This window comes from Holophagales bacterium (genome assembly GCA_016699405.1).
Classification (GTDB): Bacteria; Acidobacteriota; Thermoanaerobaculia; order Multivoradales; family JAGPDF01; genus JAAYLR01.
The window spans coordinates 4,146,560-4,168,077 of record CP064972.1; the positions used below are offsets into that span (position 1 = coordinate 4,146,560).

Genomic DNA, 21,518 nt, shown 5'->3' on the forward strand with positions numbered 1-21,518 from the left:
GCCCGCCGAGCGTCCAGAAATGCCCATCCAGGGCGGCGAGCAGCGGCGGTCGTCGTCGCAGAGCGCTCAGCCCGGCAACCGGCCCTCGCCGGACGGCAGCGGAGTCGGGACGCCGAACAGGTAGCCCTGTCCGTAGGGGACACCGAGGGTGCGCAGGGTGCGGAACTCCTCGACGCTCTCGACCCCTTCGGCGATGACTTTGGCGTCGATCTTGCCGGCGAGGGTCGAGATGCTCTCGAGCAGCGACTGCTTGATCCGGCTCTGGTGGATGTCGCGCACCAGCGAGAGGTCGAACTTGAGGTACTGCGGCTCGATCTCGGCGACCGCCTGGAGCGACGAGTAGCCGGCGCCGACGTCGTCGATGGCGAACTGCACCTTGCGCTGGCGCAGACGCTCGAGAGCTCGTTGCAGCTCCTTGTTGCCGGTGATCGCGACGCGTTCGGTCAGCTCGACCACCAAGCTGCTGGTCGGCAGGCCGATCCCGTCCATCAGGTCGAGCAACTCGGGCGAGAGCATCTGCGGGTCGCAGAGCCCACGTGCCGAGGTGTTCAGGAAGAGCTTGCGCCCGCGACCGAGCTCCGCCGCACCGCGGATCGCCGTGGCGCGGCAGAGGCGCTCGAGCTCGACGATCTGGTCGGTCTCCTCGGCGAAAGCGAAGAGCATCTCCGGGCTCTCGAAGATGTCCCCCGGGGGGCCGGAGGAGAGCGCCTCGAAGCCGTGCACGGTGCCGTCGGTGAGGCTGACGATCGGCTGGTAACGCACGAGGATCCCTTCGACGGCGAGGATGCGGCGCAGCTCGTTGAGACGGAGCGTGTGCTTCTTCTCGCGTTCGCGCCGACAGAGCGCCCGCACCTCGTCGAGCACCTTGTAGATCGTCCGCTCGACGCGCACCGTCGGCTCGCAGCGCACCGGCAGCGCCGCGGTGTGGATACCCAGGCTGCGCGGACGCTCGGTGTCGAACTGCACCCGCAGCCGCTCCGAGAGCTCCTCCATCATCCGGTCGCGGATCCCTTCGAGGCGGTGCCGCAGCTGGCCGTCGGCGACCTTCGAGCCGACGAAGACGAGGAACTCGTCGCTGCGCACGGCCGAGATCGCCAAGATGTCGTCGGGCTTGAGCAACTGCGGCGCGAGCGCCGCCAGCGCCTCGGCCATCTGGCGCAACAGCCCGTCGTAGGTCTCCCAGCCGAAGATCTCCTCGATCTTCTCCTCGCTGTGGAGGTCGAAGTAGATCAGGCCGAGGTTGTGCCCGGCCTCGATCCGCCGCCGCACGGCCTCGATGACCGCCGGCAACGCCGGCAGTCCGGTGGTCGGATCGACCAGGCAGGCCCGCTGCTTGAGCAGCTCGGCCCGCAAGGCGAGCAGGCGCGGATCGTCGCTCTCGCTCACCGGGAGGCGGGCTCCACCGGGGGCGCGCCGAGCAGGATCGCCACGCGCTCGAGCACGTCGCCGATCTTGAACGGCTTGGTGAGGTAGTCGACGGCCCCTTCCTGCAAGCCGCGGATCTTGTCGCGCGTCTCGGCACGGGCCGAGATGATCACCACCGGGATCTCGCGCGTCCCCTCCTCGAGCTGCAGGAGCTTGAGCACCTCCCAGCCGTCCATGTCGCGCATCATCACGTCGAGCAGGATGAGGTCGGGGCGCTGCGCCTGCACCGCCACCATCGCGTCCATCCCGTTGCTCGCCACCTCCACCTCGTAACCGTGACGGACGAGGAGCATCTCGAGCATCGAGCGCACGTCGACCTCGTCGTCGACCACCAGGATGCGGCGCTTCTGGCTCATCGGGATGCTCTCCTTTCGCACTCCGGGCGTCCGGATCATCCGGATTCTACGGCGCTCCCGCCGGCCAGGCGAAGCGTGGCGCGAACCAGCTCCGAGAGCGGGGCGTCGTCGGCGATCACCGCTGCCGCTCCCAGGCTCCCGGCCAGGCGCAACTCGCGCGTGCGCGCCCGCAGGACGACGCGGGCCGGTCCGAGCGCCGACGGGTCGCGCAACAACTCGAAGGCGTCGCCGTCGCCGAGCAGGCGCGAGAGGACGACCACCGCCGGCCCTCCCCGCAGCCTCTCGCGCGCCGCCGCCACCGTCTGCACCGCCTCCGGCGCCACGCCGGCTTCGCGCAGCGCGGTCACCGCCGCCGCCAGGAAGCGCGGCGATGCGTCGACGACCAGCACCCGCGGGCGCCGGTCGGAGGCCGCGTCGTTCGCCAGCGGCAGGGCGAAGCGGAAGGTCGAGCCGCGCCCGACCTCGCTCTCGACCTCGATCGCCACCGCATGAGCGGCGAGAATGTCGCGCACGATCGCCAACCCGAGGCCGAGACCGCCGTAGCGTCGTTTGGTCGACGGATCGACCTGGTAGAAGCGATCGAAGACCCGGCCGACGAGCTCGGGCGGCATCCCGATCCCGGTGTCGGCGACCTCGACGACCACCTCGGCGCCGCGACGTCGCAGGGCGACGCGAACTTCGCCGTCGGGCGGCGTGAACTTCAGGGCGTTGTCGATCAAGTTCACCAGCACCTGCGCGATGCGATCCCGGTCGGCGTAGACCAGCGGCAGCTCCGGCTCGGCGTCGATCTGCACCGGGCTCGCCGCGTGCCCGGCCGCTGCCAGCGACGCGACCTCTTCGGCGACCAGAGCGGCGAGGTCGAACGGGGCGGGCAGGACGGTCAGGGTCCCCTGATGCAGGCGCGCCGAGGCGAGGAGCTCCTCGATCATCGCGAGCAACCGTCGCAGGTTTCGCTGCACGACCTCCAGGGCCGACTTCTGCTCGTTCGACACCGGCCCCAGCAGCCCGGCGGAGAGTGCCTCGCTGTAGCCCTGCACCGCCGTGAGCGGCGTGCGCAGCTCGTGGCTGACGTTGGCCAGCAGATCGCTCTTCAGCCGGTCGAGCTCGGTGAGCTCCTGGTTGGCGGCGGAGAGTGCGGCGTTGCTCGCCTCGAGGTCGGCGATCGAGCGCTGCAGCCGCTCTGCCATCGTGTCGAACGCCTGGGCGAGCGATTCGAACTCGTCCCCGCTGACGAGGCCGATGCGCCGGTCGAGCCGCCCCTCGGCGAGGTCGAGCGCCCCGCGCCGCAGCAACTCGAGCGGTCGCAGGCTGAGCCGGGCGAGAGCCACCGCCAACGCGATGCCGAGGGAGAACACCAGGGCCGCCCAGAAGCCGATGCGCGCCGCGGCGGAGCGGATGGCACCCCGCAGCCCGGCGAACGAGGTCTCGGCGACCAGGGTGAAACGATGCCTCCCCCACTCCTCGACGTGCGGCACGACGACTCGATAGACCTCCCGCCCGTCGCGTCCCCGAACGACCCGCTCACTCCCGTCGAGAAGTCGGATCGCCTCGAGCAACTCGCCGTCGGCCGCTTCGCTCCCCGCGTCGCCGCCCGTTCGATCGTGCGTGCGGCTGTCGAAGAGCAGCCGGCCGGTGACGTCGTAGAGCGCCAGCCGGTCGATCTCCGGATTGAGCGTCTCGAGCCCGTGGACGATCTCGCGGAACTTCGATTGGCCGCTGGAGAAATAGACCTCGTAGGCGGTGCAGAGCGGTCCGACGGCGAGCTTGGCGAACGACAGGGTGCGTTGCTCGACCAGCCGACGCCGCTCCTGCCGGGCGTCGATCACCAGGAGGTAGGTGTTGCCCGCCAGCACCAAGGCGATCAGACCGGCGATGGCGATGACGAAGCGCGAGCGCAGACCGAGGCGGCGCGGCTCGGGTGGCTCGGCCCCGGGGGACCCGGCACCGGCGCTCAGGGGGTCCGCCATCGGATCTCGGCCGCTCGGACGTGACCGTCGAGGCGGGGCTCGAAGCGCAGGCTGCGCCGCACACCGTATTCGGTGCGGGCGACGAAGAGCGGCAGCAACAGGCGCCGCGCGGCGAGCTCGCGCGCCGCCTGCTCGAGCAGGCGGCGCCGCTCGCCCATGTCGGAGGCGCTGCCGGCGATCTCGATGAGGCGGTCGAGCAGCGGCGTCGACAGGACCCTTCCCTGCTGACTCCCGTAACCGCTGCGCGGACTGCGGGTATGCACCTTGCCGTCGAACAGATCGCTCGCGTCCCCCGAGGTGCAGGACCAGCCGCCGAAATAGAACAGTGGGGCGCCGGATTGCAGCAGCGGATAGAGCTCGCTCCAGCGTCGGATCTGCAGGTGAACGCGGAAGCCGGCCTCGGCGAGCTGCCGCACCAGCGGTTCGAGACTGCGTCCCGCTCGCAGATCGAGGTCGAGGTCGACGCCGTTCGGATAGCCCGCCTCGGCCAGCAGCTGCCGCGCCCGCGGCAGATCGCGCTCGGTCGCGACGAGCCCCGGGACATAGCCGAACACGTTCGGGCCGACCATCTGGCCCGCTGGCGAGCCGACCCCGCCGACCATCTGCGCGACCAGTTGCCGCCGATCGATCGCCAGGTCGAGCGCCTCGCGGACCCGCGGGTCGGAGAACGGCGGCACGTCGCCCGGAAGTTGAAGGTAGTTGACCGTCAGGGTGTCGCGCTCGCGCAACTCGGCCACCTCGGAGGCGGCGACCCGCGCCCGCTCCTCCGGACCGACCTCGGTGACGAGGTCGAAGTCGCCTCCGAGGAGTCCGGCAGCCCGGCGGGCGCTGTCGGGCTCGAAGGTGAAATCGACGCGGACGTGCGGCGGCGGTCCAGCCCAGTGCCGGGCGTACGGCTCGAGCTCGAGCCTGCCGGCCCCTCGGGTCGCCAACCGGTATGGACCGGTACCCACCGGATCGACGATGGGGTTGGGCGATCCCGCCGGCACGATGAGGATCAGCGCGAGCTTGTTGAGCAGGATCGGGTACGGCCGCAGCGTCCGCAACTCGACGGTCGAGCGATCGACCGCTCGCCAGGAGTCGACGGCGACGAGAAAGGCGCTGACCCGGCTGGCGGGGTGATCGCGGGCCCGCTCGAGGCTGGCGACCACGTCGGCGGCGGTGACCGGCCGGCCGTCGTGGAAGGTCGCGCCGCGGCGGATCCGCAAGATCCAGGTCAGGTCGTCCGGGCTCTCCCAGCGCTCGGCGAGGGCCGGGCGCAGCCCCATCTCGCCGTCGAAGCTGGTCAGCCCCTCGTAGAGATTCGACAACAGCGAGTTGGCGACCGACTCGGATTGGAGATGAGGATCGAGGCTCGTCGGCTCGGCGTGCAGAGCGACTCGCAGCGGCCGTTCGTCCGCCTCCGGCCTCGGCGGCGCCGCTCCGTCACAGCCCGCCAGCAGACAGACCGTCACCACGAGGGACCCGGCAAAGGGCCCCGGCCAACGGGACGCGAAGCGACGGAGCGCAACGATCATGCAAGGCGACCGGCAGCAGTCTACTCCGGAGCCGCACCGTCGAGTCGCCGCGTCGCGGCTAGCGTGTGCGGCCGCGCGCCTCGCCGAAGATCACCGCGAGCTCCAGCCGGCGCCCCTCTCGTTCCACCACCGCCACCGCCGGATCGCCAGGCCGTGCCTGGCGGAGCACGAAGGTGAAGTCGTTGAGGTCGCGGATCTCTCGACCGGCGAGCCGCACGAGGCGATCGCCGCGGCGGATCCCCGCCTTCTCTGCCGGACCGCCGGCCCTCACCGCGGCGAGCAGGACGCCGGGGCGAGGCGTTCCGCCGTCGCCGGCGAAGTCGGGGACCGTACCCAGTGAGGCGCCCGTGGCGCGGACGTCGCCCTTCGCTGCTGGAGCCGGAGCGGCGCGGACCTCCAGTCGCTCGGTTCGCCTGGCGACGGCCAGGGTCGCGTCGGCGACCAGGCGGGCCACGCGCGCGCCGCCAGCGGCGTTGATCGTCGCCGCGGTGTCCGACGGACGGTGGTAGTCGTCGTGCGCCCCGGTGAAGAAATGGAGGACGGGGACGCCCGCGGCATAGAACGGCGCCTGGTCGGAAGGGCCGTAGCCGTCGCCGGACAGGATGCAGGTGAGCTCGAGCTCGCTGCAGAGCGGCTCGACCGTCGCCTTCCACTGCGGCGACGACTCGCCGCCGAGCAGCGCCAGGCGGTTGCCGCGCAGGCGCCCGACCATGTCCAGGTTGAGCATCGCCACGAAATCGCCGACCGCCAGTGACGTGGGCGGACGCCGGGTGAAGGCCGCCGAGCCGAGGGCGCCGAGCTCCTCACCGGAGAAGCCGACGAAGACGACATCGCGCTCGACCTCGCGCTGGCGGGCGACGAGATCGCGAGCGGCCTCGAGCAGCACGGCGGTGCCCGAGCCGTTGTCGTCTGCGCCCGGATGGAGCGCCCGTTCCGCGGGAAGCTGCGAGCGCGAGCCGCCGAAACCGAGATGGTCGTAGTGAGCGCCGATCACGACCGTCCCCGGTCGCTTGACCGCCGCTCCGGCGGCGAGGCGAGCGACGACGTTGTCCGTCGCCGCCTTCCGGACCTCGAGGGCGACCTCGACCTCGACCTGGACGGCGGGAGCGGCCAGGAGACGGGCCGCGACGTCCCGCGACACGGCGAGCACCGGAATCCCCGCATCCCCCAGATCGTCGATCGTCAGCTTCGGCAGCGGCGCCTCGTCGGGCAGCTTTCCGGCGTCGGCCGGCGCGGTCTCCGGGAGGTCGACCACCAGGAGCGCGGCGGCGCCGTGCTCGCGCGCGGTCCGGGCCTTGGAGCGCAGATCGCCGTAGCGCCGCTCGGCCTCCTCGCCATCGAACCCGCCCCCGGCCGGAACGAAGCGTCGCACCAGGACGATGCGCCCCCGGACGTCGAGGTCCCGGTAGTCGTCGCGCGGCGGATCGGTCGAGGTGATGCCGTAGCCGGCGAGGACCACCTCGCCCGCCACCTTCGCCTGCACGGGGGAAAAACCGAGAGGGACGAGGCTCGCCGGCGACGCCGAGATCCGTTCCCCGCTCAGGCTCAGATGCGTCTGCTCGCCCGCAGTGATCTCGACTGGCGCCTCGAAGGTCTGGCGATACCCGCCCGCATCGCCTGCCGGGGTGAGGCCGAGCTCACGGAATCTCCCTTCGAGAAACGACGCGGCCTGCGCGATCCCGGCCGAGCCGACGCCCCGCCCTTCGCGAGCCGGATCGGCGAGCCAGGCCACGTCGCGGGCGATGCGATCGGCCGCCGATTCCTCCCCGCGGAACGGCTCGGCCGGAGACTCGACCCAGCGCGCCACGTAGACGTTGGTCTCCCCCGGAGCCGTCTGCACTCGATTCGAGCTGAAGGCGAGCAGCGTGCCGTCGGGCGAGAAGATCGGGAAGCCGTCGAAGCCCGGCGCGGAGGTGATGCGCTCGAGCCCGGAGCCGTCGATGCCGATCGACCAGATGTCGAACTCCCGCCCCCGCCCTTCGCCGACGTTCGACGAGAAGAGGATCCGCCGGCCGTCCGGCGAAAAGTAGGGAGCGAACGACGCCGCCCCGAGGTAGGTCACTTGCCGCGCCTCGGTGCCGTCCGCATTGGCGACCCAGAGCTCCATGCGGCTCGGCCGCACGAGATGGCGTGCCAGCAGACGCTGGTACTCCTCGAGCGCCGCCCCGCGCGGGCGGCTCGCGCGCCAGACGAGCTTGGTGCAGTCTTCCGAGAAGAACGCTCCGCCGTCGTAGCCCGGCTCGTGCGTCAGGCGAACGACGTTGCCGCCGTCCTTGTCCATCCGGTAGAGCTCGAGGTCGCCGTCGCGCGTCGAGGTGAAGACGATCGAGCCGTCGCGACGGCAGACCGTCGCCTCGGCGTCGTAGGCCGAGTTGTCGGTCATCCGGCGCAAGTCGCTGCCATCGGGCTTGGCCGAGTAGATCTCGTACTCCGGGTAGATCGGCCAGACGTAGCCTTCGGCCTGCGAGGGGACCGCCGGGCACGCCTCGCTGGCCGCATGGGTCGAGGCATACAGGATGCGGTCCCCTGCCGGGAAGGAGAAGTAGGAGCAGGTGGTCCGCCCCTTGCCCGTCGACACCAGCGTCATTTCCCCCGGCCGGTCGATCGGCAGCCGGAAGATCTGGTCGCAGGCAAACGGCGGATGAGCCGACTGCAGGAGCAGCTCGCGGCCGTCGGGAGCCCAGTAGGCCTCGGCGTTCTCGCCACCGAAGGTGAGCTGGCGCAGATCAGCGAGGCGCCCCTCGCCAGGGAACGAAGGAGGGGCCTTGATCTCTGCGCGCGCTCCGACCCCGTCGAGCAGCAGACCCAGAGCGAGCGAAAGCAGGAATGGACGAGTCGGGATCATTGCAGCGGGCCTCCTGGCACGGCGCGAATCGCGTCGCATGTTACTTCAGCGCTCTCGAGCCACCGGAACCCGGAGTCGCTCAGGAGCCGTTCGCGCGCAGCGCCCGCCTCGACCTCTCGCGAGGTCGCGTCGCCGCACGGGCGCCCTGCTACCATTCGAGACCGGGCCGGCCCAACGGCCCACCTTCGCCGGTCCCAACCTGGAGGAGCACGTGCGATCCCGAGCCCCCTTCGCCGCCTTTGTCGTCCTCACCTTGGCCGCCGCTCTCCCGGCTCTCGGGGTTGCAGCCGCGCCAGTCGCCAAGCCTGAGCCCCCGAAGGACCCCTTCAACGCCGACACCTTCGCCGGCCTCGAGTTGCGCGGCATCGGACCGGCGCTGACCTCGGGGCGCGTGATCGACCTCGCCGTCGACCCGACCGACCCGGCGACCTACTACGTCGGCGTGGCCTCGGGCGGCGTGTGGAAGACGGTCAACGCCGGCACGACCTACAGCCCGATCTTCGACGCTCAGGGCTCCTTCTCCATCGGCGCGGTGGCGCTCGACCCGCACAACCCGAACGTCGTCTGGGTCGGCACCGGCGAGAACAACTCGCAGCGCTCGGTGGCCTACGGCGACGGCGTCTACCGTTCCGAGGACGGCGGCAAGAGCTGGACGAAGATGGGTCTCGACAAGTCCGAGCACATCGGCAAGATCGTCGTCGACCCGCGCGATTCGCGCGTCGTCTACGTCGCCGCCCAGGGACCGCTGTGGAACCCGGGAGGCGACCGCGGCCTCTACAAGAGCGTCGACGCCGGCAAGACCTGGAAGCAGGTCCTCGCGGTGAGCGAGAACACCGGCGTCTCCGACCTCGTCGTCGACCCGCGCAACCCCGACGTCCTCTACGCGTCGGCTTATCAGCGGCGCCGCCACGTCTGGACGCTCATCGACGGCGGCCCGGAGTCGACCATCTACCGTTCGACCGACGCCGGCGCGACCTGGACCAAGGCGGAGTCTGGGCTGCCCAAGGGGGACAAGGGCCGGATCGGCCTGGCGATCTCGCCGGTCGACCCGGACGTGATCTACGCCATCGTCGAGGCAACGCGCGACGAAGGTGGCGTCTTCCGCTCGCGCGATCGCGGCGCGAGCTGGGAGAAGCGCGGCAAGTACGTCTCCCAGTCGCCGCAGTACTACAACGAGCTCGTCGCGGATCCGTTCGACGTCGACCGACTGTACTCGATGGACACCATCCTCCAGGTTTCCGATGACGGCGGCAAGAGCTGGCGCCGGCTCGGCGAAAAGTCCAAGCACGTCGACAACCACGCGATGTGGATCGACCCGCGCGACGCCGAGCACTATCTCGTGGGCTGCGACGGCGGGATCTACGAGAGCTGGGACCGCGGCGCCAACTGGCAGCACAAGCCCAACCTGCCGGTGACCCAGTTCTATCGCGTCTCGGTCGACGACGCCGCGCCGGTCTACAACGTCTACGGCGGAACGCAGGACAACTTCAGCCTCGGGGGACCGTCGCGTTCGCTGACCCAGAACGGCGTGCCGAGCTCCGACTGGTTCGTCACCCAGGGGGGCGACGGCTTCGAGACCCAGATCGAGCCGGGCAATCCCGACATCGTCTACGCCCAGGCGCAGCATGGTGCGCTGACCCGCTTCGACCGCAAGAGCGGCGAGAACATCGACATCCAGCCGCAGCCCGGCGCCGGCGAGCCCGGATTGCGCTGGAACTGGGACTCGCCGCTGCTCATCTCGCCGCACTCGCCGACCCGGCTCTACTTCGCCGCCAACAAGCTCTTCCGCTCCGACGATCGCGGCGACAGCTGGCGCGCCGTCTCCGGCGACCTGACGCGCCACGTCGAGCGCAACCAGCTCCAGGTGATGGGCAAGGTGCAGCGCGCCGACGCCGTGGCGAAGAACGCCTCGACCTCGCTCTACGGCAACATCGTGGCTCTCGCCGAATCACCGAAGGTCGAAGGGCTTCTCTATGTCGGCACCGACGACGGCCTGATCCAGGTGAGTGGCGACGGCGGCGGCGCCTGGACGCGCATCGAGCGCTTCGCCGGGGTGCCGGAGTCGACCTACGTCTCCGCGCTCGTCGCCTCGCAGCACGACGCCGGCACGGTCTACGCGGCCTTCGACAACCACAAGATGGGCGACTTCAAGCCGTACGCCCTGCGCTCGTCCGATCGCGGAAAGACCTGGGTGTCGATCGCCGGCGACCTGCCGGCGCGGGGCTCGGTCTACGCGCTGGCCGAAGACCACGTCAGCGCCGACCTGCTCTTCGCCGGCACGGAGTTCGGCGTCTACTTCACGCGCGACGGCGGCAAGCACTGGCTGCAGCTCAAGGGCGGCATGCCGACCATCGCCGTGAAGGACATCGCCATCCAGAAGCGCGAGAACGACCTCGTGCTCGCCACCTTCGGCCGCGGCTTCTACATCCTCGACGACTACACGCCGCTGCGCCACGCCGCACCCGAGGCGCTCGCCAAGGAGGCGGCGATCTTCCCGGTCAAGCGGGCCGCGATGTACGTGCCGGGCTCGCGCATCGGCGGCACCGGCAAGGGGTTCCTCGGCGAGTCCTACTGGCTCGCACCGGACCCGCCGTTCGGCGCCGTCTTCACCTACTACCTCAAGGACGAGCTAAAGACGCGCAAGGCGCGTCGCACCGAAGAAGAGAGCGCTGCCGAGAAGGCGGGCAAGACGCCACCCTACCCGACGCTCGACGAGCTGCGGGCCGAAGCACTCGAGGAGGAGCCGGCGATCCTGCTGACCGTCCGCGACGCGCGAGGCGAGGTGGTGCGCCGGCTCACCGGGCCCACCGGAGCGGGAATCCACCGCGTCGCCTGGGACCTGCGCTACGCCGCGCTCGATCCGGCCGCGACCGAGCGCGAGGTCGATCCGGACTTCCCGAGCTTCTTCACCAACCTGGCGCCGGCGGCGCTGCCCGGCACCTACACCGTCGAGCTGAGCCGTCGCGTCGACGGGCACGAAACGGCGCTCGTCGGGCCGGAGAAGTTCGACGTCGCCCCGCTGGCGCTCGCCAGCCTGCCGGCTCCCGACCAGGCCGCGCTCCTGGCGTTCCAGCAGAAAACCGCACGCCTGCAGCGCGCCGTGCTCGGCGCATCACAGATGGTGCGCGAGACCAAGGACCGGCTCGGCCTGATCAAGCGGGCGCTCGAGGACACCCCCCGAGCCCCGGCCGAGCTGCGTGACGAAGCGCGGGCGCTTGCCCTCCGGCTGCAGGCGATCGACACGGCGATGCACGGCGACCGCGAAGCGCGTCGGCGCAACGAGAACGATGCGCCGTCGATCGTCGAGCGGGTGCAGAACGTCGTGTTCGGTCACTGGACGTCGAGCTCGGCGCCGACCCGTACGCAGCTCGATGCCTACGAGATCGCCGCAGCGGCGTTCGCCCGTCAGTTGAGCGAGCTCCGGCAGCTCGTCGGCGTCGACCTCGGCAAGCTCGAGGCGCGGATGGAGTCCTACGGAGCGCCCTACACGCCGGGCCGTCTTCCGGTGTGGGCGAAGGAGTAGGAGGAGACCGCACCGCGCGCCTCCCAGGCCCGTCCGCCGCTCCTCCCGCTCACCGAGCGGGAGGAGCGGCGAATCCGGGTCGCGCACGACCCCGGACGCCGGCGCCTCGATGCGGCCGTCGCGATCCGGACATGACCCCGGGCGAGTGGCCCGGCTGAAGGAGCCCCGATGTCCTCGACCTCGCGTCGCCTGACGCTCCCGCTGGTCCTCCTGGCCTTGGCCGCCTGCTCTGCCCGGACGGCCGCACCACCTCGAACCTCGGCCACGCCCGTAGCGGCCACCGCGGCGGCCAAGCCCACCCCGAAGACGGCGCCGACGCCGGCCCTCCCGTCCGCTGTCCTCTGGCAGCGGACCGCGGCCGAGTACCGGGCGATCCACCTCCAGGTCTTCCGCGAAGCGGGCGAAGCCCTCGAGCGTCTCGCCGCCGGGCGGGCTCCAGGAACCTGGGCGGTTTCGGTCGACGCCGACGAGACGATCATCGACAACTCTCTCTACGCCTACGAGCGGGCTCGAGCTGCCGATGCGTATGCCTTGCCGAGCTGGGCCGACTGGGTGAAGCGGCGCGAAGCAGCCGCCGTTCCGGGGGCGATCGCCTTCCTGCAGAAGGTCCAGAACCTCGGCGGACGGGTGGCCGTGGTCACCAACCGCGGCGAAGATCAGTGCGAAGACACGCGGGCCAACCTGCGCAGTCGATCGATCCCCTTCGATCTGGTGCTCTGCCGCGCCGAGGGAGCGAACGGCGAGAAAGAGGGTCGCTGGCAGGCGATCGCCAGCGGAACCGCCGTGCCCGGCCTGCGCCCGCTCGAAATCCTCGTCTGGGTCGGCGACAACGTCGGGGACTTCCCGGGACTCGACCAATCGGCGCGGGACGCCGACGATTCGGCCTTCGCTCTCTTCGGCGAGCGCTATTTCGTCCTTCCCAACCCGGTCTACGGCTCCTGGGAGAAGAACACGCCGCGGTGAGCGAGGTCGACCGGCCGGCTCCTGCGATCTCGACGGGAGGTCGTGACCTCGTCTTCTTCGACGGCGAATGCGCGTTGTGCGACCACGCCGTCCGGTTGCTCCTCCGCCTCGACCGCCACGAGCGGCTCGCCTTCGCGCCACTCCACGGAGCGACCGCCCGTCACCTGGCGGTCGCCGAGCCGCCGGGCGACGCCGGTTCGATCCTCTTCTTCCCCGCCGGAGGCGGCGCACCGCTCCGCCGTTCCCGGGCCGTCGTCGCCATCCTGCGAGCCATCGGCGGTCCGTGCCGCCTCGCCGGCGCGCTGCTCTGCCTGCTGCCCACGGCGCTCGCCGACCGCCTCTACGACGTCGTGGCATGGAGTCGGCGGCGCTGGTTCGGACCGGTCCGAGCCTGCTCTCGGAGCCACCGAGCGCCCGGCGGCCGCCTGCTCCCCTGAGCCGAGAAACGGCCGGTCCGCCGCCGCGACAGCGACCGATCCTTGAGTCGGCCGCGCGCTCGCCTCTACAATGGCCGCCTGCTCGACGACCTGCCGTGCCTTCCACCTCGATTCACCGCGCATGACGCCGGGGAGAGGAGAAGAGGAATGAACCCACTCGACGGAATCGACACCTCGGCCATCGAGGAGCTCATGCTGGTCAAGGCGGAAGAGGAGCAACTCGCCGAGCGGCTCCGCCGCATGGGCGACCTGAGGAGCACCGTCTCGCCGATCGTCTACGCCCGCGTCGAGCAGGATTACCGCCAACGGGAGCAAGCGCTGGACGAACGCGCTCGCCCGCTCAAGGCACGCGCGCGCGAGGAGTACCGGCGCCTGCAGTCGATCCACCAGGCGCTTGAGGCGGAGCTCGAAACGGCGCAGCTCGAATCCGAAGAGCGCGAGTTCCGCCATCGCATCGGCGAGTACGACGACACGCGCTTCGCCGAGCAGACGCGAGAGGGCGCCGAGCGGCTGGCCGAACGCGAGCAGGCGCTCGCCGCCGCCGAGGCGCTGCGCCAGCGCTTCCTCGCCGCCTTCCATCGCCCCGACGAGCTCGAACGGCCCGATCCGGTCGAGGCTCCCGCGCAAGCGTCGTCCGACGACGGCACCAAAGCGGCGCCGGCGACGGGAGGCGAGGAGCCGCCGGCTCCGTCTCCGGCCGAGATCGCGCCGCTCTCCACGGTCGCGGAAACCCAGAGCCCCGAGGAAGACGGCATCACCCGTCCGATGGCCACGACGCCGGAGCCGCCTCCGCCGCCGCCACTGCCCATCCCTCTCCCGGACGACGTCGAGGAGGACGGCACGGTGATCCTCCCGCGTCGCGGGACGCCGATTCCGGACTCCTCCGCCGAGCTCGGCGCGACGATGGTTCTGCCGACGGCCCGGCTCGTCGGCCAGGAGGAAGGGCTCGAGGAGCAGTTCCACCTCGGCCCTTCGGTGACGGTCGGACGCACGCAGGAGTGCCAGATCCGCATCGCCCGACCGGCGGTCTCGCGGCGCCACGCCCGGCTCGATCTCGCTCCGGACGGAACGCACGTCGTCGTCGACCTCGGCTCGGAGAACGGCACCTACGTCAACGGCGTGCGGGTCACCGAGCAGCGGCTTGCCGACGGCGACCTCGTCGCCTTCGGCACCGTGCGCTTCCTCTACAAGGCGGGATGAGCCGCTGCCGGGGCGCCCGCCGCCCCGCGCGGCGACGCGCCCTGCTAGGCTCGCGGCGGGCGATCGCCGCGCCGTCTCGACCGGCTGCTCACTGACCGCTGCGGACTCCCGGCTCGTGACCACACCCCAACTCCTCGCCCTGCTCGCCAGCGCCGCGGCCGCCGGATTCATGAACGCCCTGGCGGGCGGCGGCACCATCCTGACCTTCCCGACGCTCATCCTCCTGGGCGTGCCGGCGATTCAGGCCAACGCGACGTCGACCGTGGCACTCCTGCCCGGGGCCGCGGCGAGCCTCGCCGGCTATCGTCGCGAGGTGGCGACGCATCGCGCCTGGCTGCGCACGCTCTTCGTTCCCAGTCTGGTCGGCGGCGCGCTCGGCTCGATGCTCCTGCTTGCCACACCGGAGAAGCTCTTCGCGTCGCTCGCCCCCTGGCTCGTGCTCTTCGCCACGCTGCTCTTCCTCTTCCAGGCGATCCGCTCACGGCACCCCGAGGTCGCCCGCGAGCATCCGCAGACACCCACGCGCTTCCTCCTCGCCACCCTTGGCCAGTTCGGCGTGGCGCTCTACGGCGGCTACTTCGGGGCCGGCATCGGCATCTTGATGCTGGTCATCCTCGGGTTCCTCGGCCTGACCGACATCCACGCGATGAACGGGCTGAAGAACTTCTTCGGCATCTGCATCAACAGCCTCGCCGCCGGCTACTTCATCTGGAAAGGCGCCGTGCTCTGGCCGTTCGCCCTGGTGATGCTGGCCGGCGCGGTCGCCGGCGGCTTCGCCGGGGCTCACTTCGCTCGCCGAATCGGTCGCGAGAAGGCCCGTCTCGCCGTCGTCGGCATCGGCTTCTTCGTCTTCGCCGTTCTGCTCTGGCAACGCTACGGCTGAGCCCGACACGACGACGAGCGGCCGCCACCCGACCTCCGTCCCTCGAGCGGGGACCTCGCGACGCCTCCGGTTACCGCTGGAATTTCACCTTCGACCGCTCGGTTGTACGGGGCGGACTCCGCTCCAGGCCGTGCGGACGACGAAAGGACTCGCGATGACCGAGACTCACACCTTCCCCGTGTTGCCGCTGCGCGACTCGGTTCTGTTCCCCGGCCTTGCCATGCCGATCGGCGCCGGACGACCCTCGACGCTCAAGGCGATCGAGGCGGCGCTCGCCAGCCCGAGCAAGCGCATCTTCGTCCTCGCCCAGCGGCAGAACCTCGACCAGGTCACCACCGACGGGCTCTACGCCATCGGCACGGTGGCGACCATGTCGCAGGTGCAGCGCGGGCTCGCCGGCTTCCAGCTCGTGCTGCACGGCGAACAGCGCGCTGCGGCGCTGCGACTGTTCGAGCACGACGGCTTCCTGCAGGCGGTCCTGGTCGACGCCGAGGAGGTTCCGGTCGAACACCCCGGCGAGCCGGCGTTCGTCGCCCTGGTGCGCGAGCTGCGCGAGCGTTCGGCCGAGCTCGGCAAGCGCTCCGGACTTCCCGAAGAGGCGGTGCAGCGGGTGATCGCCGGCTTCGAGGAGGCCGGCCAGTTCGCCGACTTCGTCGCTGCCTACGTCGAGACCGCCACCGCCGAGCGCCAGGCTCTGCTCGAGACGCTCGACGTCGAAGCGCGCGTGCGGCGCGTCCTGGTGCTGGTCCAGCGTCAGCTCTCCGTGCTCGAGGCGCAGGAGGAGATCCGCAGCAAAGTGCGCGAGGAGCTCGGCGGCCGCCAGCGCGAGGCCTATCTGCGCGAGCAGCTCAAGGCGATCCAGAAGGAGCTCGGCGAGAGCGACGAGGCCAGCGACGCCGACGAGCTCAAGTCGAAGCTCGACGCTCTCGACCTGCCCGAGACGACGCGCAAGGAGATCGACCGCGAGCACACGCGCCTGCGTCGCATCGGCCGCGAGTCGATGGAGTCGCAGGTCATCCGCACCTTCCTCGAGACCGTCGCCGAATTGCCGTGGGGCAAGCGCAGCGACGACATCCTCGACCTGGCGCGCGCGGCGAGGATCCTCGACGAGGACCACTACGGCCTCTCCGAGGTGAAGGACCGCGTGCTCGAGTTCCTCGCCGTCCGCCAGCTTCGCGATCGCGCGAAGTCGGGGGCCGAGGCGACGGCGGTCGAGCCGCCGGCCGAGAAGAAGGATGCTCGGTCCGGCAAGGATCCGCACGGCCGGCCGGGCAAGGGGCCGATTCTCCTGCTCGTCGGACCTCCCGGCGTCGGCAAGACGTCGATCGCCCGCTCGATCGCCCGCGCCATGGGGCGCGAGTACGTCCGCATTTCGCTCGGCGGCGCGCGCGACGAGGCGGACATCCGCGGCCATCGTCGCACCTACGTCGGCGCGATGCCCGGGCGCATCATCCAGGGCATGCGCCAGGTGGGGACCAAGAACCCGGTCTTCCTGCTCGACGAGATCGACAAGCTCGGCGTGAGCTTCCAGGGCGATCCGGCGAGCGCGCTGCTCGAGGTGCTCGACCCGGCGCAGAACGACAGCTTCACCGACCACTACCTCGGCGTGCCGTTCGACCTGTCGGAGGTGTTGTTCGTCACCACGGCGAACTACATCCAGAACATTCCGGCGCCGCTGCTCGACCGCATGGAAACGGTCGAGTTCGCCGGCTACACCGAGCTCGAGAAGCGCGCCATCGCCCGGCAGTACCTGGTGCCGCGCCAGCTCGAGGAGAACGGCCTGAAGGGCGAGGAGCTCTCGCTGACCGACGAGTCGCTCTCCGAGATCATCAACGGTTACACCCGCGAGGCGGGCGTCCGCCAGCTCGAGCGCGAGCTCGGCAAGCTGGCCCGCAAGGCGGCGCGCAAGATCGCGCTCGGCGAGACCTCGGCGGTCGCCGCCGGCCCGGCCGAGGTGCGCGACCTGCTCGGCCGTCCGCGCGTCCATCCCGAGCGCGCCGCCAAGGCCGACCAGGTGGGCGTCGCCACCGGCATGTTCTACACCCCGGTGGGCGGCGACATCCTCTTCGTCGAGGCCTCGACGATGCGCGGCAAGGGCGATCTCGTCTTGACCGGCCAGCTCGGCGACGTGATGAAGGAGTCGGCGCGTGCCGCCTGGTCGTACGCTCGCGCCCACGCGGCGGCGCTGGGCATCGACGAGGAGTCGTTCGAACGCGACGTGCACGTTCACGTGCCCGCCGGGGCGATTCCCAAGGACGGCCCGTCGGCGGGCGTGACGATGGCGACGGCGCTCGTCTCGGCGCTCTCCGGCCGACCGGCGCGATTCGACCTGGCGATGACCGGCGAGATCACCCTCACCGGCCGCGTGCTGCCGATCGGCGGGCTCAAGGAGAAGGTCCTCGGCGCCGTGCGCGCCGGGATCACGGAGATCGTCCTGCCGCGCGAGAACGAGGCCGACCTCCAGGACCTGCCCGAGGAGGTGCGCGCCAAGGTGATCGCCTATCCGGTCTCCGAGCTCGGTGAGGTGCTCGCCATCGCCCTGCGCGGCGCCTCGTTCCGCGAGGGGCGGTTGCTCTTCGGCGAGGATCCGCGCGAGAGCGGCGAGGGCAAGCCCGCCTTCCCCCACTGACCCTTCCGGCGTCCGCCCTCGCCCCGACGAGTGGCGGACGCCGTCGCCTCGCGCTACGATCAGCGCTCGGAATGTCAGCCAAACGCGCCCGGGGTCTGCAGCTTCTGGTCGGCGACGTCGGCGGGACCAACGTGCGGTTGGCCCTCTACGAGTCGGCTGGCAACGACTTGCAGCTGCTCGTCGAACGCAACTACGCGAGCCGCGAGCACCGCGGCGTCGCCGAGATCCTCGAGCGCTTCCTCGACGAGTCCTTCTTCCGCAGCGACCGCCTCTGTCTGGGTGTTGCCGGCCCGGTGCGCGACGGGCGCTGCGCCGTCACCAACCTGCCGTGGGTCGTCGACGCCGGCGAGCTCGCCGCGCGCCTCCACCTGCACCACGCCTGGCTGCTCAACGATCTCGAGGCCTTCGCCTACGGGCTCTCCGAGCTCGCCCCGCGCGACTTCGCCCTGATCTCTCCCGGCGAGGAGCGGCCGGAGGGCAACGCGGCCCTGATCGCCGCCGGCACCGGGCTCGGCGAAGCCGGGCTCTTCTGGGACGGCACCGGCTGGCGGCCGTTCGCCACCGAAGGCGGTCATGCCGGCTTCGCACCGGAGAGCGAGCTCGAGATCGAGCTGCTGCGCTTCCTGCGCCGCCGTGGCGGACGGGTGACCTGGGAACGGGTGCTCTCGGGACCCGGGCTGGTGAGCCTCTTCGAGTTCTTCCTGGCCCGGGCCGGCGCCGTGGCCCCGGTCTGGTTCACCGAAGCGCGGGACCACAGCGATCCGGCGGCGGCGATCTCGGCTGCCGCCAGCGAGGGGCGCTCCCAGGAGGCGATCTACGCTCTCGACCTCTTCGTGCGGCTCTACGGCGTCGAGGCCGGCAACCTCGCCCTCAAGATGAAAGCAACCGGCGGCGTCTTCCTCGGCGGCGGCATCGCCCCGAAGATGCTCGGACGCCTGCAGAGCGGCGCCTTCCTCGAGGCGTTCCACGGCAAGGAGCCGATGCGCGAGCTGCTCGAGCGGATCCCCGTACGAGTCGTGACCCATCGCAGCGCGGCGCTCCTCGGCGCCGCCCGCTACGCCCGACTCGCCGCGCCGGCGAGCTGAACGGCACCGGATAGGATGAGCGAATGACCGGCGCCGGCACGCCCCGACAGATCGTGGAGAAGGTGGCGACGAAGCTGAAGTTCCCCCAGGCCTTCGGGGTCTTCGTCGCTCTCTTCCTCCTCGACCTGCTCATCCCCGACCTGATCCCCTTCGCCGACGAGATCCTGCTCGGCTTGGCGGCGGCGCTCTTCGGCATGTGGCGCGAGCCCGAAGCCTCCGCGAGTCGCCCAGCCGCACCGCTCGGCACCAAGCCGCCCGAGAAGAACGTCACGCCCCGCGAGTAGCGACGCTCGCGCCGCTCATCCGTTCCAGCGGCCCTTGGTTCCCGTCTCGAAGCCGTCGCTGAAGAGACCGTTCGCAGCGTGGACTTCGACCGTCACCGTGCCGAGATTCGACTCGATGCTGCCGTCCCAGGCTGCGAAGGTGAAGGCATCGGGACCGTCGTAGCCAGCCTCGGGGTAGAACGTGGCCACGCGGCCCAAGAGCCCGACCGTACCGTGTGCCGGCTGGCTCACGATGCGCAGCTCGAGCGGATCGCCATCGGCGTCCGTGGCGGCGAGGGTGAGGGTAACCGGCGCGCTCTCGGTGACCAGCGCGGCGTTCGTCACTACCGGAGCGCGGTTCGAGTTTCCGTTCTCGCTGTTCGGTCCCCGATGACAGGCATAGCAGCCGATCTTGGCGCCGCGCCAGAAGACCTTCTGACCCCAGGGAGTCGAGGCGGTCCAATCGCCCTGCGAGCGCGAGAGCACGGTGCCGCGGTAGTCGGTTCCGTGGCAGGCGCGGCAGGCCGTCGTCGACGAGATCGCATCGCCATGGGCGCTCACCCATCCCGATCCGATCGGGTGCATGCCGTGCGGCCCCCCGGTCGTCGAGGCCGGCAGCGAGGTGTGGCAGGTGCCGCAATCGACGATCATCCCGCGATGTCCCTGGAAGAGAAGCGACTGGACCTCGTCGTTGGCGTGCGAGCTGGGGCTCTCGGCATGGGTCGGACCGTGACAGGCCTCGCAGGCGAGCCCGCCGTGGCCACGTGAGAAGCGATAGAGCGACAGGCCGGCGGCAGGAGTGTTCGCGTTCGTCGCAAAGGTGGCGTTGACGGCCTGCCGTTCCACGCCGTTGGCCTCGAAGACCGACAGGTAGCGGATCTGTCCGTTGTTGCTCACCGCCGTCCCGGTGTGACAGCTCTGGCAACCCGGCTCGTTCAACCAGCCGGTCCGGTTCGCGCCGCCGACCACACTCATCGTCCCGTGACAGCTCTGGCACTGCATGGCGAGCTGGCCGTCGGTTCCGACCGAGGCTCCCATGGCCCCGCGCAGGCACCGGGTCGTGGAGCCCGGATGGCATTGGTAGCAAGCCGAACGGTTCTGCGACGAACCCAGCGGCAGCCCGTTCCCCGGGTCGACCGCCCCCGCGTGAAGGCTGTGCACGGCACGAGTCAGTGGCGGGACACCGGCGTGACCCGAGCCCGGGAGCGCCTCCGAGGCGTGACACTTGGCACAGAGGATCGCGTGGCCGTCGCGCAGCGCGGTCGGATAGAGACCGTCCGCCGCGTATCCCGCAGCGGCCAGCGCGTCCGCATAGAGCTGCGTTCCCGCCTGCCGACCGTCGTGCAGGCGCAGGACGTTCAGTCGGTAGTCGAGCTCGGGATCCGGGTGATTCACCCACCCCGCCGCCGGTCGCGCCGCCTCCGAGCCGCCCTGCGAACGGTGACAGCTCGAGCAGTTCATCTCCTCCGAGACCGGCAGCACGATCTGCGTCTCGGCCACCACCGTTCCGCTCGCATTGCGCGCGACGAGGCGAAAGAGCGGATAGGGATTGCGCGCTCCGGCGTCGTCCCAGGGAGTGATCGGAATCCCCTCGGCCACCCACCACTGATGGGCCGCGTCCCAGCTCATCGGCTGAGCCTGGTTGGCCAGCCCAGGCATCTTGACGCCGGTCAGGCCGGTGTCGACCGGGGGCGAGGCGCCGAACAGGTTGGCCACCTGGTCCCAGAAGTTGGTCTTCCCCGCCGAGGTGCTGTTGATCGAGCCACCGGCGTCGGCCACCGCCTCGTAGGTGACGGTGAAGCCCGTCCCTCCGGCCACGAGGCCGCCGGGAACGGCGACGAGCTGGGCATGGATCGTGTTGTAAGGGGGCAGGATCGACATCACCTGATAGTCGGCATCCATGCAGTGCATCCCCAGGTTGTTCCAACCGAGCAGCTTGTAGCGCGTCGCCTGACCGGAGGCCGGGAGCGAAACGAGGAAGAGCGCGGCGAGCAGGAACAGGGTCTCGGGAAGGCCTCGGCGTCCTCGCATCGTCGGTCTCCTTTCTCGGTTCGCAAAGTCGGGAAATCCTGCAGTCGTTCGCAGGAATTCGCCGTGGAGCGCTCCTCCGCCTGTCTGAGCACCACTCCATTCGAGTCTCGATCGCTCGATCCGGTTCCCGCCGGCGACCGCGGGTGCGGAATCGAGCCCGTTACCCCGACTTCGTTGACAGCCCGCGCGACCGGGTGAGAGGATTCGTCGCGACATCGGGAGCGGCCCGGCCGGGAGCCGGGCCCGGCAACCTGGGGTCGGACACCCAAGGTGCCAACCCGCGGCGACGCGGGGATGTGGCCGTCGAGCAGGTGACCTGGCGGCAACCAATTGTCCGGCGCGAACGCGACCCGCTCTCCCGATGGACGAGCGGGTTTTTTCATTCGGCACCCGG

Annotated in this window: 14 protein-coding genes and 1 riboswitch; of the genes, 8 read left to right on the forward strand and 6 right to left on the reverse strand. The window is 70.8% G+C overall.

Annotated elements, in window-relative coordinates; genetic code table 11:
- Positions 1 to 66: 66 nt before the first annotated feature.
- Genes IPJ17_17150 through IPJ17_17170 form a run of 5 tightly spaced genes read right to left on the reverse strand, consistent with a single transcriptional unit; the run spans position 67 to position 8,110 of the window.
- Positions 67 to 1,386, reverse strand: a complete 1,320-nt coding sequence (locus IPJ17_17150) for an EAL domain-containing protein (GenBank protein QQR73189.1) — start codon at positions 1,384 to 1,386, stop codon at positions 67 to 69.
- Positions 1,383 to 1,781, reverse strand: coding sequence for a response regulator (locus tag IPJ17_17155; GenBank protein QQR73190.1), 399 nt, complete (start codon positions 1,779 to 1,781; stop codon positions 1,383 to 1,385). The genes IPJ17_17150 and IPJ17_17155 overlap by 4 nt, the downstream gene beginning before the upstream one ends.
- Before the next feature lie 35 nt (positions 1,782 to 1,816).
- Positions 1,817 to 3,748 carry a HAMP domain-containing protein gene (locus IPJ17_17160; protein ID QQR73191.1) on the reverse strand — a complete coding sequence of 644 codons (1,932 nt, stop codon included), beginning with the start codon at positions 3,746 to 3,748 and terminating at the stop codon, positions 1,817 to 1,819.
- The gene (locus IPJ17_17165; GenBank protein QQR73192.1) at positions 3,733 to 5,265 is read right to left on the reverse strand and encodes a hypothetical protein; all 1,533 of its coding nucleotides are present in this window, start codon (positions 5,263 to 5,265) and stop codon (positions 3,733 to 3,735) included. Before IPJ17_17165 ends, IPJ17_17160 begins: the two co-directional genes overlap by 16 nt.
- Before the next feature lie 58 nt (positions 5,266 to 5,323).
- Positions 5,324 to 8,110: a M28 family peptidase gene (locus IPJ17_17170; GenBank protein ID QQR73193.1), complete on the reverse strand. Its 2,787-nt coding sequence runs from the start codon at positions 8,108 to 8,110 to the stop codon at positions 5,324 to 5,326.
- A 37-nt stretch (positions 8,111 to 8,147) separates the two neighbouring features.
- Between IPJ17_17170 and IPJ17_17175 the strand changes: the two genes are divergently transcribed.
- The 8 genes from IPJ17_17175 to IPJ17_17210 all read left to right on the forward strand — a co-directional run bounded on the left by IPJ17_17175 (position 8,148) and on the right by IPJ17_17210 (position 19,114).
- Positions 8,148 to 11,633 carry a glycosyl hydrolase gene (locus IPJ17_17175; GenBank protein ID QQR73194.1) on the forward strand — a complete coding sequence of 1,162 codons (3,486 nt, stop codon included), beginning with the start codon at positions 8,148 to 8,150 and terminating at the stop codon, positions 11,631 to 11,633.
- A 168-nt stretch (positions 11,634 to 11,801) separates the two neighbouring features.
- Complete coding sequence (locus IPJ17_17180) at positions 11,802 to 12,596, forward strand: hypothetical protein (GenBank protein QQR73195.1); 795 nt, start codon at positions 11,802 to 11,804, stop codon at positions 12,594 to 12,596.
- Positions 12,593 to 13,033: a DUF393 domain-containing protein gene (locus IPJ17_17185; protein ID QQR73196.1), complete on the forward strand. Its 441-nt coding sequence runs from the start codon at positions 12,593 to 12,595 to the stop codon at positions 13,031 to 13,033. Before IPJ17_17180 ends, IPJ17_17185 begins: the two co-directional genes overlap by 4 nt.
- Before the next feature lie 147 nt (positions 13,034 to 13,180).
- Complete coding sequence (locus IPJ17_17190; GenBank protein ID QQR73197.1) at positions 13,181 to 14,233, forward strand: FHA domain-containing protein; 1,053 nt, start codon at positions 13,181 to 13,183, stop codon at positions 14,231 to 14,233.
- Positions 14,234 to 14,402: 169 nt separating this feature from the next.
- Complete coding sequence (locus IPJ17_17195; protein QQR76213.1) at positions 14,403 to 15,116, forward strand: sulfite exporter TauE/SafE family protein; 714 nt, start codon at positions 14,403 to 14,405, stop codon at positions 15,114 to 15,116.
- Positions 15,117 to 15,270: 154 nt separating this feature from the next.
- Entirely contained in the window at positions 15,271 to 17,745 is a 2,475-nt protein-coding gene (gene lon, locus IPJ17_17200) for an endopeptidase La (protein QQR73198.1), read from the forward strand.
- Positions 17,746 to 17,816: 71 nt separating this feature from the next.
- Positions 17,817 to 18,830: a glucokinase gene (glk, locus tag IPJ17_17205; GenBank protein ID QQR73199.1), complete on the forward strand. Its 1,014-nt coding sequence runs from the start codon at positions 17,817 to 17,819 to the stop codon at positions 18,828 to 18,830.
- 23 nt (positions 18,831 to 18,853) lie between these two features.
- Positions 18,854 to 19,114 (forward strand): hypothetical protein, encoded by a 261-nt coding sequence (locus tag IPJ17_17210; protein QQR73200.1) that lies wholly within the window; start codon positions 18,854 to 18,856, stop codon positions 19,112 to 19,114.
- Positions 19,115 to 19,129: 15 nt separating this feature from the next.
- On the opposite strand, the gene IPJ17_17215 is transcribed toward IPJ17_17210, so the two are convergent.
- Positions 19,130 to 21,124: a cadherin-like domain-containing protein gene (locus IPJ17_17215; GenBank protein QQR73201.1), complete on the reverse strand. Its 1,995-nt coding sequence runs from the start codon at positions 21,122 to 21,124 to the stop codon at positions 19,130 to 19,132.
- 207 nt (positions 21,125 to 21,331) lie between these two features.
- A riboswitch (SAM riboswitch) is annotated at positions 21,332 to 21,464 on the forward strand.
- Positions 21,465 to 21,518: the final 54 nt, after the last annotated feature.